Annotated in this window: 11 protein-coding genes; 2 read left to right on the plus strand and 9 right to left on the minus strand. The window is 30.3% G+C overall.

What is annotated here, in order from left to right; genetic code table 11:
- Positions 1 to 225 precede the first annotated feature (225 nt).
- The 3 genes from BD821_RS06995 to BD821_RS07005 form a co-directional block, all read right to left on the minus strand.
- Positions 226 to 543 (minus strand): P-II family nitrogen regulator, encoded by a 318-nt coding sequence (locus BD821_RS06995; protein WP_104409860.1) that lies wholly within the window; start codon positions 541 to 543, stop codon positions 226 to 228.
- Between the two features lie 12 nt (positions 544 to 555).
- Entirely contained in the window at positions 556 to 1254 is a 699-nt protein-coding gene (locus BD821_RS07000; protein WP_242971471.1) for a DUF1538 domain-containing protein, read from the minus strand.
- Between the two features lie 166 nt (positions 1255 to 1420).
- Positions 1421 to 2758, minus strand: a complete 1338-nt coding sequence (locus BD821_RS07005) for an MATE family efflux transporter (protein ID WP_104409861.1) — start codon at positions 2756 to 2758, stop codon at positions 1421 to 1423.
- 137 nt (positions 2759 to 2895) lie between these two features.
- On the opposite strand from BD821_RS07005, the gene BD821_RS07010 reads away from it, so the two are divergent.
- Positions 2896 to 4083 carry an amidase domain-containing protein gene (locus tag BD821_RS07010; protein WP_169994038.1) on the plus strand — a complete coding sequence of 396 codons (1188 nt, stop codon included), beginning with the start codon at positions 2896 to 2898 and terminating at the stop codon, positions 4081 to 4083.
- Between the two features lie 115 nt (positions 4084 to 4198).
- On the opposite strand, the gene BD821_RS07015 is transcribed toward BD821_RS07010, so the two are convergent.
- The 3 genes from BD821_RS07015 to BD821_RS07025 all read right to left on the minus strand — a co-directional run bounded on the left by BD821_RS07015 (position 4199) and on the right by BD821_RS07025 (position 8275).
- A complete protein-coding gene (locus tag BD821_RS07015) occupies positions 4199 to 6079 on the minus strand; it encodes an LTA synthase family protein (protein ID WP_104409863.1) in 1881 nt (626 codons plus the stop codon).
- A gap of 182 nt (positions 6080 to 6261) precedes the next feature.
- Positions 6262 to 7983, minus strand: coding sequence for an ABC transporter ATP-binding protein (locus BD821_RS07020; protein ID WP_104409864.1), 1722 nt, complete (start codon positions 7981 to 7983; stop codon positions 6262 to 6264).
- Between the two features lie 34 nt (positions 7984 to 8017).
- Complete coding sequence (locus BD821_RS07025; RefSeq protein ID WP_029451149.1) at positions 8018 to 8275, minus strand: DUF1653 domain-containing protein; 258 nt, start codon at positions 8273 to 8275, stop codon at positions 8018 to 8020.
- 463 nt (positions 8276 to 8738) lie between these two features.
- Here BD821_RS07025 and BD821_RS07030 point away from each other — a divergent pair, with 463 nt between their 5' ends.
- A complete protein-coding gene (locus BD821_RS07030; protein WP_029451151.1) occupies positions 8739 to 9065 on the plus strand; it encodes a hypothetical protein in 327 nt (108 codons plus the stop codon).
- Positions 9066 to 9200: 135 nt separating this feature from the next.
- Here the strand turns inward: BD821_RS07030 and BD821_RS07035 are convergent, their stop codons facing one another.
- The 3 genes from BD821_RS07035 to BD821_RS07045 form a co-directional block, all read right to left on the minus strand.
- Positions 9201 to 10331 carry a glycerate kinase gene (locus tag BD821_RS07035; protein WP_104409865.1) on the minus strand — a complete coding sequence of 377 codons (1131 nt, stop codon included), beginning with the start codon at positions 10329 to 10331 and terminating at the stop codon, positions 9201 to 9203.
- Positions 10332 to 10421: 90 nt separating this feature from the next.
- Positions 10422 to 11672 (minus strand): GntP family permease, encoded by a 1251-nt coding sequence (locus BD821_RS07040; RefSeq protein ID WP_423236760.1) that lies wholly within the window; start codon positions 11670 to 11672, stop codon positions 10422 to 10424.
- 230 nt (positions 11673 to 11902) lie between these two features.
- Positions 11903 to 12973, minus strand: a complete 1071-nt coding sequence (locus BD821_RS07045) for a CdaR family transcriptional regulator (protein WP_104409867.1) — start codon at positions 12971 to 12973, stop codon at positions 11903 to 11905.
- Positions 12974 to 13071 lie beyond the last annotated feature (98 nt).

The following is a 13071-nucleotide window of genomic DNA, read 5'->3' on the forward strand; positions in this document are numbered from 1 at the left end:
CATCTTTTTTATGAAAAAAGTCAATAAACTCATTTACCATTTAAGTACTATTACTTTTTAATTTTAACCCTTACAAAAAAATGAACTATAATTAGTTTCTATGCAAACTAATTATAATTCATTTTTTTATTTAAATCAATATTTAATCTACTATTATAAATTACATCAAAATCACAGTTTAATATTAATTTTTTCTTTATGAACATCATAACTATAAAAATCTATTTAAAGTTCTCTATGATGTAAGCCTACTATGCTAGATACTGGTACTGTAAATACTATTCCTGTACCTGGTTCATTAAGCTTTCCTACTTTAATTATTTCATCCATTATCTTTTTACTATTTTCTTTTTCGGAAAGTATAATTATAACCTCTTTAGAGGGTTCTACATCTAAATTGAAAAACCTTTTCCCTTCACTTTCCCCTGTTCCTCGTCCATAGAAGGTTGTAGCACCTTTTGCTCCTACACTTTTGGCACTTTGAATTAACTTGTGAGCTCTTCCTCTATCAACTATGACTATAATAGCCTCTACTTCAAACATAAAATACCCTCCTTAAAACTTTACTATAATACCTAATAATAATACAGCAATTATAGGAGTAATGGAAGCTAGACCTATTATACCAAATCCATCAATTAAAGGGTCGCTGCCACTTATTACAGAGGATAACCCTATAGCTAGTGCCATATTTAATGGAACCGTAACAGGACCTGTAGTAACTCCCCCTGAATCAAAGGCTATACCAGTTATGCTACTTGGTGCAAAATAAGCAAGAATTGATGCAAGCAATACCATTGGTATTATTATATGAGTATACGGAATATTATACATTATCTTTATCATACCAAGTGATATACCTATTCCAACACCTGTTGCTACTGCATGAATGAGCCACTTATTCTTCATAGTTCCAACTGAAAGTTCCTCTATTTCCATAGCTAAGGATGCTAGTGCTGGTTCTGCAAGTGTTGTGGTATATCCAAGTATAAATGCAAAAACTATAACTAGTAGCTTATTATCTAATAGTGGTAATTTAGATCCTACAGAGCTTCCTAGTGGCATAAGTCCAATTTCTAGCCCTTTTATAAAAATATATAACCCAACAGTACTTAATAAAATACCTAATATAAGTGGCTTAATATCGCCTATAGGACTTTTAAGTACAAAAATCTGAAATATTATTAAAAATAAAGATACCGGTATTATATCTTTAGCTGTTAAAGCCAGTCCTTTTAAAATGTTTAAAACCAAATAAACCCCTCCCAAAATGTCAAGTGTTATCATATTTAATAAACAAATAAATATCATTAAATATGGTCATTTTTACGGTGAAACATCTTTATATCTTACCATATCCTTTTAATACGCACCTTATTATAACAAGCTAGTCTAGTTATATCAACAAGTTACAATATTCTTAATACTTTGTTAACCTTTTAAATATCTTATACTTAAAACATATAAACATTAAAACACCATCTATTCCCCATTGTAATGCAGTAATCCACCATACTGCTCTTATGCTATATTTTAATATATACAGAAAATAATATATTAAAGGAAGTCTTATAAAAAAAGCAGTAAACACAGATATATAAAAGGGTGTTTTGGTATCTCCAAGTCCCTTTAATCCTCCTGCAAAAACTAAGGATACAGCAATAAGAGGTTGTTCTATCGCTCCTATAGCAAGACATTCCCCTGCAAGATAGGCTACCTTTAAGTCACCCTTACCCACAAAAAACTTAACAAGAAAATTAGGCATAAAAAGAAATAGTAGAGAAAAGCTGCACATCATAATTAAAGCATAAAATGCACATTCAAAGGCAACCCTGTTAGCTTCTTTTATATCCCTTTCCCCTATTTTAATTCCAACAAGAGTAGTTGTAGCAATACCAAAACTAGTACCAGGCATAAAAGATATAGATTCTATAGTATTTGCAATTTCATTAGCTGAAAAATACATACTTCCTGAGTACATAATTATACTTGTACATATAAGCCTACTTATGCTATAAGCTGCCTCCTCAAAAGAAGATGGAATAGATAGCTCTATTATTTCCTTTGCTATACTTAACGAAAACTTAAGATTCTTAAATAAGATATTAAATTTAAATCTATATTTTCTAACCATGCAAATACAAAATATAAAACCAGCTATATAGGAAATTAAAGAAGAAATAGCTACAACATTTATGTTTATGTGGTTTTTAAATAGAATAAACATAAAAATATAATTTAGAAATATTTTAGTAACAAATTGAATCAAAGAGCTTAGTAATGGAATATAACTATATCCATAAGCTATAAACATGGCATTTATTAAGCTAGATATTATATAAAAAAACATAGCTACTGCATTTATCTTACTAAAGCTCAAAGTTATATATAATAAATCACCTCTAGCTCCCATTAGATGCAATATCTGATTTCCAAATAAGAATGTTATGGCAGTTATAATTAAACCCATAAACATCCCAATCATAATTCCATTATAAGAAAAAAGAGATGCTTTATAACTATCTTTAGCACCTATATACCTTGATATTATTGATATCATACCTATTGATATACCATTTATAATAATTATATTTATAAGAATTGTAACCATAGCATTACTAAGGCCTAATATATTTACAGCTTTATTTCCTGCATATTTTCCTACCATCATCATATCAAAAATAGACATGAAGGTATAAACTACCATCTGACTAATTATCGGAAGCGATACACTTAAGACGTCATTTTTTTTATTCATAAAAAACCTTCTAAGAATTGTTATTAGTTATAAGCATTTCCTTATATATCACTAAATACTTATAACTTTTATCTATATTAAAGTGTATCTTTGGAAATACTATATTAGAACCATGTTTAATGCTGGAGGGATTTATTATGAAAAATTTTTCTAAGATTTTAACTATATTTTTAATTTTATTTTTTACTATGTTTAACCTTTCAAAAGCTAGTGCTTCTAACGAACAAAAGGTAAGCGATGAAACAAAAGAAGAGATTGAAGAAGTAATAAACTCTATATATAATTCTAGATGTATGTCCTTTTTAGATGGTGATCTTTCAGTCCTTCCTAGCCATTTTGACACCTCAAATAAATTTGGAAGGTGGTCCCTTGAGCATGAGGTTAAGAGGATAAAATATCTTAGGGACTGGGCATATAAAAGAGATATGATCTTTACTGATGTAAGCTCTCAATCTACAATAAAAAGGATAAGTCCTACTAATAAAGGTTTCAAAATAACATTAGATGAGTACTATAAATTTAAATATACTTACAAAGATGACGATCTATTAACTGAAAACATATTTGGTGTAGGATTACTACATTCATTAGAGATTATAAAAAGAGAAGATAAATTTGTAATATATAATGATTGGTATACTGACTGTTTCGAAGATGCACTAAAGGCTTATTCTGGTGAAATAAAAGAGGATATTCATATTTCAAAGTCCCCTTTTGATTTTAAAATACCTAATTATGATAAGCCTAAACCTTCTTATCCTAATGTAAAAAAGGGTCAATACCATAGATTAGAAGCTGTAAATTATGCTGATAGATATTGCGGAATACCCTGGGCTATTGGTGAGGGTAAACGGTACAATAAAAAATACAAAAACTTCACTGGAATTGGAGGTAACTGTACCAATTATGTATCTCAATGCATAGGTGACAAGGAGGAGGGTGGTGGATTAAACTTTGATGGCACTTGGTTTTGTGTTTATAACAAAGCTGAAGGTGCTAATGGTAGTTCCGCCTTTGTAAATGCAGATGCTTTTAAAAACTATCTTATATATAGCGGCAGAGGTACCTTAATAAAAAAAGGCACATTTAACACTCTTGCAGCACCTTCCAACACTAGTGCAAATGGAGAAGTTTCAAAACTTAATCTCGGAGATGTAATTGCATATGCCAAGGGCAATGATATAGATCACTTTGCCATAGTTACAGATTTTGATTCTCATGGATATCCTTTAATAAATTCCCATACTACAGATAGATATCACGTTCCTTGGGATTTAGGTTGGGGAGATAAAAATATAAGTTTTTATTTAATTCATATAAGATAGGCCCTTAACGCATTAAAAATAGCACACTCATAAAGATACAAATTATGTACAGTAAAGGCTAAAGAACTTTGGATAAATCCTCCAAGATCCTTTAGCCTTTCATCTATATTTAAAACTATTTATTAGATTTTAATTTAAAGTAATTTCCTTTTATAATATTATGAGAAACCCAAAATCCATCTAATATGTGCGCTTTTTCCTCTTCTTTTACATCTCCAACTATACTATTGTCATTTAAGAGAGCATAGTTTTTGTTAGTATTTACAAGAACTTTTCCTACAGAGGAATTTTCATATTTATCTTTGTCCACACCTAAAAGATAGGACAAGGTAGGTAGTATGTCTATTTGGCCTCCTATGGTATCAACAGTCTCTCCCTCAAATCCTTCACTGTATATTATGAAAGGAACCTTTGGGTGCTCTCCTGCTATCCATGGATAGCTATCCTTAAACATTGAAACATCTTCCACACAATACTTGTTTAGCCCACCATGATCTCCTGTTATTATTACTATAGTATCTTTAGTTAAATCTTTTTCTTTAAGTTCATTTATAAAGTATTCTATTTCTTTATCCACATAATTTACACTTTGAAGATACTTTTCCACCATACTACCACTTAAATCTGAAGGAAGATTTAATCTCCATTCCTCTCTTGGCACATATCCAAACCCAAAATGTGAATTTAAAATTACACCATGGCCATAAAATGGCTTTTCCATCTGTGTTATATTATCTAAAAATGACATTAATATAGTCTTATCTGATATACCACCAAAATAATTTACCTCTTCAGGCTTTATATCAATAGCTCGTCTATCTAAAACCGTATCAAACCCCATATTTTCTGTAGCAATTTTGAAATTCCAATTACCACCCTTCTCTCCGTGAAGCAATAAGGAATTATAATTATAATATTTTAATATTTTAGGTAGAGATTCATACTCAGTATAAGGATTTTCCCAAAATGTACTTTTACCCCTTATAGGAAATAACCCCGTATTTGTCATAAGATCTGCATCAGAACTTACTCCTGAGTTTGTTTGATCATAAAAATTTGGGAAATATAAACTACTTTTAATCATCTTATTCAAATAAGGAGTAATCTCTTCCCCTCCAATAGATTGATTTATCATAAAATTTTCAACTGACTCAGTTTGAATTAAGATAATATTTTTCCCTTTAAAGATTCCTTTATAATCATTTTCAGGAATATCCTCCTTATTTACATCAAACCATTTCTCAATATCATCTGTCTTCTCTTTTGTAATTTCAGATCTTTTATTTCCCTTTAAATCATCATAAAAATCAAATGCAATATATCCTAAAGGTGAAGTGTCATATATGCTACCAAATGGTTCCCAGTAATGAGTTATAAATCCTACATCATCCACTTTTTCCTTAACATCTAGCATCTTATGCAGGTAATTTGCACTAAATATAGCCACAAGAAATACAAGTAGGAATACTGGTATTCTTCTTTTTTCTCTATATAATAAAGCATCCCTTTTGTAATACTTTATAATAAATGGTATGTCTACTAAAAATATTATATCTATAGGTCTTAGGTATTTATAAAAATTTAATATCTCCTTAAAGCTTAAATTTCCATGTTTTAAATAATTTATTGTTATAAATCCTCCTATAGATCTAGCCGTTATAAGATCTACAATCATAAGTAATGAAAATATAATATCTACAGTAATATAAAACTTTAGTCTACCCTTTTTCTTAAATAAGAATGCAAAAGATAAGATTATAATTATTACTAAAGAATGTGTAAAAATCCTCATCTTTCTTGGGTCCATAAATTGTATTATAATATCTTTATTAAAAACATTTATATTATCACTGTGGATAATAGATAACATGAATATATCCTTAATTAATATAATAGACCAAGTTAATATAAACATATAATCCACATTTTTATTGTTCTTATTAACATTATTAACAACAGATCTATTTTTTTCTTCTTCTAGCTTACACTTATTCATAAAATTCCTCCTAAGTTAGATCTAATATCACTCATAATGATATTTTATGTACTATATAATCATTTTTACTTTAAAGTTCTTAAATTAACTCTATACTTAAACGAAAACAATCCACAGCTTGTCTTATTTCTTTAATGCAGCTGTGGATTATTTGTTAAAAATTAATTAGTTTAACTATTTTACTAAGAAACTTCATTTGTAACAAATTGAGCGTTATATAATTCGCTATATATTCCATTTAAATTTAATAACTCTTCATGACTTCCGCTTTCTTCTACACCATTATCAGTTAAAACTAATATTTTATCAGCATTTTTTATAGTTGATAATCTATGTGCTACCACAATTGTAGTTCTACCTTTGCATAACTCTTCTAATGACTTTTGTATCATATACTCTGTAGTATTATCTAGGGCTGAGGTTGCCTCATCTAATATAAGTATTGGTGGGTTCTTAAGAAATACTCTTGCTATGGATATTCTCTGTTTTTGACCACCTGATAACTTAATACCCCTCTCCCCAATAAATGTATCATAACCTTTTGACATTGACATTATAAACTCATGTATATTAGCTCTTTTAGCTGCTGTTATAATATCCTCATCACTAGCTTCTTGATTACCATATAAAATGTTTTCTTTTATTGTACCTGTAAATAAAAATACTTCTTGTTGTACAAGCCCTATGCTGCTTCTTAAATCTTCTAAGCTTATATCATAGATACTTTTATTATCTATTAGTATATCCCCAGAATCCACATCATAAAACCTTGGTATTAAGTTACATAAAGTTGTTTTACCTCCACCAGAAGGACCAACTAAGGCAAGCGTCTTACCTGCTTGTATTTCTATATTCAAGTTACTTAAAATATATTTATCTTCATATTTAAACGATACTTCCTTAAAGTCTATCTTCCCTTTAACATTATTAAATTCTATTGGGTCTTTCTTATCTTTTTCAGGTTCTGCATTTAATATCTCTATGTATCTCTTAAATCCAGTCATTCCATTTTGATATTGTTCTACAAAGTTTATAAGTTTCTTTATAGGTTGAGTAAACATCTTAACATACAATATGTATGCCATAAAATCTCCAATATTTATCTTTCCCTGATAAGTAAAATATCCACCAACTATTAAAACTACGTAATCTAATAAATCTGTACAAAATCCAAGGCCTGAATGGTATTCTGCCATAGCCTTATATGCTCTTTCTCTTGCTGCCTTAAAATTTCTATTTCCTACTTGAAATTTTTTAAGCTCATGATTATGACTTACAAAGGCCTTTGATACTCTTATTCCAGATATGCTATTTTGTAAACTAGCATTTATATCCCCTGTTTTCACTCTAGTTTCCATAAAAGCCTTTTGCATCTTATTCTTTTTAACAAAAGCAAATATAAAAACAAAAGGAACAAATGCAAAAACTATTAAAGTTAAAGGTGTATTTATTGTAATCAATATTAAAAACGAACCTATTATCATAACTATAGATATAAACAAGTCTTCCGGACCATGATGTGCAAGCTCTGATACATCCATTAAATCGTTAATCATCTTAGACATAATATCCCCTGTTTTGTTGTTATCAAAATAATCACAAGGAAGCTTTTGAAGGTGTTTAAACAAGTCCCTTCTCATATCTGCTTGCATTCTTACACCAACTACATGTCCCCAATACTGCATAAAGTAAGTGCAAGCAACCTTAACTATATATATAACTAAAAGAGCTCCTGCAAATATAGTTATCATCCTTATATTTTTATTTGGGATGCTATCATTTACTAATTTTCTTGTCATCATTGGATAAAACAAATCACATAAAACAGCTATAATAGCAAATAGCATATCTAAAAAGAAAAGTTTTTTATAAGGCTTGTAATAACTTACAAATTTTTTAAACACTAAAACACCACCTCAATTTTTATAATTGAACACTCTACTTATATTCTGTTATACTTTCTAAATCTAAATTAGAGCACTCTTCAAATCTATTTACCATATTCCCGTTGAATTCAACCCTTTCTAAAAACATAGAAAGTGGTCTTACCCATATATTCATCTCTCCATATTGTGGCTGGTAAACCACCATATCTTCAAGAGTTTCTGAATGTGTAGCTATATATATTACTTTATAATAATTACCTTTAAAATGTTTATAAAAAGTCCCTGGTTTAATTTTTCTTTCACCACACATATTTAAAGCTCCTTTATTAGTTACTTAATATTTTCATACAAAATTCTGTCACACTTTAGTTTGTTACATTGATAGCACTATCTTCTCATTATATTCTACCACATTATTATTTTAAATTGTATATGGCAATAGTTAAATCATACAAATCTGTTTCGTACCACATTTTTTTTGCATTTTCAAATTTAGATATTTTAGATATTTTAGATATTAATGAAGCTAAATTAAACTAAACCTTCTTTGTTCGGCAAAATCTGCTAACACATTGAAAATTATCCCTATTTTACACTAATATTTATATTTATTTTTATTTAATATTAAATAATATATTTACATTTTCCACATAATATATTAATATTAAATTTGTCTATTTTACAATCTTGATGTGCTAAAGTGACTTTTGTTTATGTATAAACATAAATATCGAAGTAAAATGGCATAATATAGATTAGAAAAGGAGTTTATAATGAAATTATTTCAAAATCTTATGGATGAAACTTTAGAGGTTGAGGACTTAGAAGAATTAGAATCAGCAGCAGATCTTTTCCAATTTGGAGCTGAAAAAGGATATTATAACAAAAGACAATCTGATGAATTCAACAAACGTTACTGGGATATAAAACACAGATTTTTAGCTAAAGAATTAGCAGAAAACATAAAAATCAATAGATTAGATCTTATTAACATAATTGCCAATGCACCTTTAGAAATTAAAAATGATAGGAAAGAACTATCTATTTATGTAAACGGGCGAATTAAAGCTTTAAAAGGAAAAATAACCGGCTTAAGATAGGCCATGTTTATTCTTTCAATTTAATTATATAAAAATGAAGGACTGTGCCAAACCAAAAGTTTTATACAGTCCTTCAACTTTACATAATTTAAAAAATATAATTATACTTTTCTATATTCAAATCTACTTATATGCTTATATACTTATAAGTCTTACTACACTTTCTGTAGCTCTTTCTATATTTTCTTCACCATTTTCTAAAGCTTCTTTTAATGTTACTATTCCTGGAACTATGCCTATAATGGCTGTTATTCCTTCTTTATATAGCTTTTCTCTCTCTTTACAACAGACCTTCCCTGCAAAGGCTACTACTGGTATGTTGTGTTTTAGTGCTGTTTTAGACACCCCAATTGGAGTCTTACCAAAAATAGTTTGATCATCTATGCTTCCCTCGCCAGTAAATACATAGTCTGCACCTATCATCTTCTCTTCTAAACAGGTATGTTTTATAACTATATCCACACCCTTTAAAAGCTTAGCATCTAAAAACGCCATAAGTCCTGCACCAAGGCCTCCTGCAGCTCCAGCTCCTGAAACCTTTGCTATATCCTTATTAAGTAAATTCTTAATTATATTTGCATAATGAGTAAGGCTCTTGTCAAGTACCTCTACCATATCTTTTGTGGCTCCCTTTTGTGGCCCAAATATATAAGATGCACCTTTAGGTCCTATTAATGGATTATTAACGTCGCAAGCAACTTCTACGGTAACATTCTTTAGTCTCGGGTCTAGGCCTTTAAGGTCTATACTTTTTAAATTTATAAGGTATCCCCCTCCGTAAGGAAGTTCATTTAAGTCTTTATCTAAAAGTCTTGCCCCTAAAGCTTGAACCATACCCGCACCACCATCATTGGTTGCACTTCCTCCTATACCTATAACTATGTTAGTAGCTCCCTTGTCAAGAGCAGCCTTTATAAGCTGTCCTGTACCATAGGTTGTTGTATAAAGCGGATTACGTTCTTCCTTTTTAACAAGTTGAATACCACTGGCACTTGCCATTTCTATAACAGCAGTCTTTCCATCTCCAAGCATTGCAAATTCTGCCTTTACAGTATTCAAAAGAGGTCCCTTAACATCTATTTCATACAATGTCCCCTCTGTTGCATCTATAAGTGACTGTACCGTACCTTCCCCTCCATCTGCCATAGGTACATGGATACACTCTGCATCAGGCATAACCTTTTTAATACCTCTTTCCATTGCCTTAGCTACGCTTTTTGCGCTCATACTCTCTTTAAATGAATCCGGTGCTAAAACAAATTTCATAAATAATCCGCCTTTCTAATAGTTATTAAAGTATTTTTACAAGATAATTAATTAACATTTTATTATATAAACTAATATTCTTTGGGCTACTTATTTAAGTAATCCAAATATGATAGTAGATACTATTGTCATAGTAAGTCCTACTAAAGATTCATAAGGTATAAGTTTAAGCCTTTCTTTCATATCCATAAACACACTACCCCCAGTTGCATGGAAGAAGCTTCCGTGTGGAAGATGGTCAAGCACAGTAGCCCCTGAATGAATCATAGCAGCTGCTGATGTTGGTGCTATACCAAGTTCCAGTATAGTTGGTCCAAAAACTTGGCTACCAACAGCTGTACCCGAAGTAGTTGATGCAGTAGCTCCTGACATTAATATACCTGCTACAGGTGCTAATAAGAAAGCTGGAAGTCCTAAAGTTTGTAGTCCATTAATTATTACATCCTTTAACCCTGAGTTAGCTATTATTCCTGCTATGGTACCTGTTCCTATAAGCAATATAGCAACTCCACTCATTTTACTTAATCCTAAAATAGAATATTTGTTTAAATTCTTTATTTTACCCATACACAAAGCCCCTACAGCTCCTCCAACAGGTAATGCAATAAGTGGATCTATGTTAATTTTAAATAATGGTCTTAGTGAAAGCAGTATTATAGCAACTAAAGGTCCTGATATAGCCGCTATAAAGCTTGGCTTATCTTCAGATGATGTTTGAATTTCTTCATTAATTATGTATGATCCTTTATTTATAAGTTTTTTAGCAATTATACAGGTAACTATAACTCCAAATATGGCAGGTATAATCCCAGCTGCCATAACTGATGTTAATGGTATCTTAAAAGCATCCGCTGCTGCTATAGCGTTAGGATTTGGAGACATTATATTTCCAGCTTTTCCTCCACCTATCATTGCAATTAATATAGATGATCTACTAAGCTTTGCTTTATTTGCTATAGCAATTGCTATTGGTGCTACAGTTATTACTGCAACATCTATAAATACGCCTACACAAGTAAGTACTAATGTTGCAATTGTCAATGCTATAAGTGAATTTGATTCACCTACCTTATCTACTATAGTTTCTGCTATTTTAGCTGCTGCTCCAGATTCTATAAGTACCCCTGCTAAAACTCCTGCTGTTAAAATTCTAAGTATAGCTGGCATTATTCCCTTTGCCCCATCTATCATAAGTGTTACAGTTCCAGTAAGTCCAGCTCCGCCTACAAGTCCCCCTACTAATGCCCCTAGAATAAGACCATAGGCTGGATGAACCTTTTTAATTATAAGTACAATTGCAACAATTAATGCTACTATTGCACCTAGTGCTGTTACTCCCATAGATATACCCCCTATTTTTTATATATTTAATATTAATATATCAATTGTAACCCTTTGCATTTCATAAATCATCGTCATATTGTTAAAATTTCAGTTCATATTATGGTGCATTCGCCCTATAATATATGTAATTATTAATTTAAGTGACGCTCTAAATCTTCGATTTAGCTAGCGGAACTTACTCCTACGTAGAGTAGTGCAGTAGGAGTTTCCTTTAGTTTATGATACTATTATTTACCTTCATTACAATCTAACTTATAAATTGTATAAGCACTAAATAACTGAAACAAATCTAAATAATTCTTAGTATTCTTTCCTGTAATGTCTTGTATCTTTTGTAATCTATAGTTTAAACTATTCCTATGAATATGAAGAGCTTCTGCTACTAAATTTATTTCACCATTTAAATTTATATATTTATCTAATGTATTTATTAGGTCAGACCCAGTGCCTCCCTCTATAAGTTTTAATATAGGCTCTAAGATCTCTTTTTTATCTCCACCTTCATATATCCTATGAATAAGCACAAAATCCTTATAATTGTAAATATATTGATTAGGTTTAAGCCTTTCTCCAAGCTCAATTGATTTGAATGCTTGATTTACAGACAATCCAACTATCTCTTGTTTAAACCCAATACCTATATAAACATTATCTATTAAAGATGATATTCCTTCAATTAACTTATCTAAGTTTTTGTTAAACTTTATAAATAGTACACAGATTTGAGGATTAAGTCTTATTAAATATTCATCTTTTGATATCTTAATCCTTAATTTGTCGAAATTAGGATCTTTTACTGAATCTATGGACTTTACAATTACAGCTACCCTTTCTATATTAAGATTTATATTTAAGGCCTTTGCCCTTTCTTTAAATACTGCATCATACTCTTGATTTAAATAAGCCCATTGGTGTAGAAATTCATCCTTCAATCTTTCTTCCATTCTTTTTTCCTTGAAAGTGTATTCCTGACTTATTAAAAGCTCTGCAGTTATTTTTACAAGCTCCGCGAAAGATCCTACAACTTTTGGATCGCCGCTTATACCTATAACACCCATTATCTCATTGTTATAGTATATAGGCATATTAACTCCAGGCTTAGCTCCCCCTGAAGACTTATAAACTTCTATTAGTATTCCTCTTTCTATAGCTTCAAATGCTCCCTTATGTACCTTACCCACCCTTAGGCTGTCTCCACTAGCTATAATAATGCCTTTACTATCCATAATATTTACATTGTAAGGTATGACCTTCATCATCCTATCAACTATCCGCTGCGCAAAATTATAAGTCAACATAATACTTCATCCTTTCCATAGCTTTTGCATATATCTACAACTTTTACAAGTTCCATGTTGCTCTCCCCTTTTCCTATGACTTATATATTTAAGATATC

Origin of the sequence: Clostridium algidicarnis DSM 15099 (assembly GCF_002934235.1) — a bacterium.
In the GTDB taxonomy this organism is placed as follows: Bacteria; Bacillota; Clostridia; order Clostridiales; family Clostridiaceae; genus Clostridium_L; species Clostridium_L algidicarnis.

Coding starts and splice junctions, on each gene's coding strand:
- BD821_RS06995 (WP_104409860.1), bottom strand. CDS start 543: ATGTTTGAAGTAGAGGCTATTATAGTCATAGTTGATAGAGGAAGAGCT.
- BD821_RS07005 (WP_104409861.1), bottom strand. CDS start 2,758: ATGAATAAAAAAAATGACGTCTTAAGTGTATCGCTTCCGATAATTAGT.
- BD821_RS07010 (WP_169994038.1), top strand. CDS start 2,896: ATGAAAAATTTTTCTAAGATTTTAACTATATTTTTAATTTTATTTTTT.
- BD821_RS07015 (WP_104409863.1), bottom strand. CDS start 6,079: ATGAATAAGTGTAAGCTAGAAGAAGAAAAAAATAGATCTGTTGTTAAT.
- BD821_RS07025 (WP_029451149.1), bottom strand. CDS start 8,275: ATGTGTGGTGAAAGAAAAATTAAACCAGGGACTTTTTATAAACATTTT.
- BD821_RS07030 (WP_029451151.1), top strand. CDS start 8,739: ATGAAATTATTTCAAAATCTTATGGATGAAACTTTAGAGGTTGAGGAC.
- BD821_RS07035 (WP_104409865.1), bottom strand. CDS start 10,331: ATGAAATTTGTTTTAGCACCGGATTCATTTAAAGAGAGTATGAGCGCA.
- BD821_RS07040 (WP_423236760.1), bottom strand. CDS start 11,672: ATGGGAGTAACAGCACTAGGTGCAATAGTAGCATTAATTGTTGCAATT.
- BD821_RS07045 (WP_104409867.1), bottom strand. CDS start 12,973: ATGTTGACTTATAATTTTGCGCAGCGGATAGTTGATAGGATGATGAAG.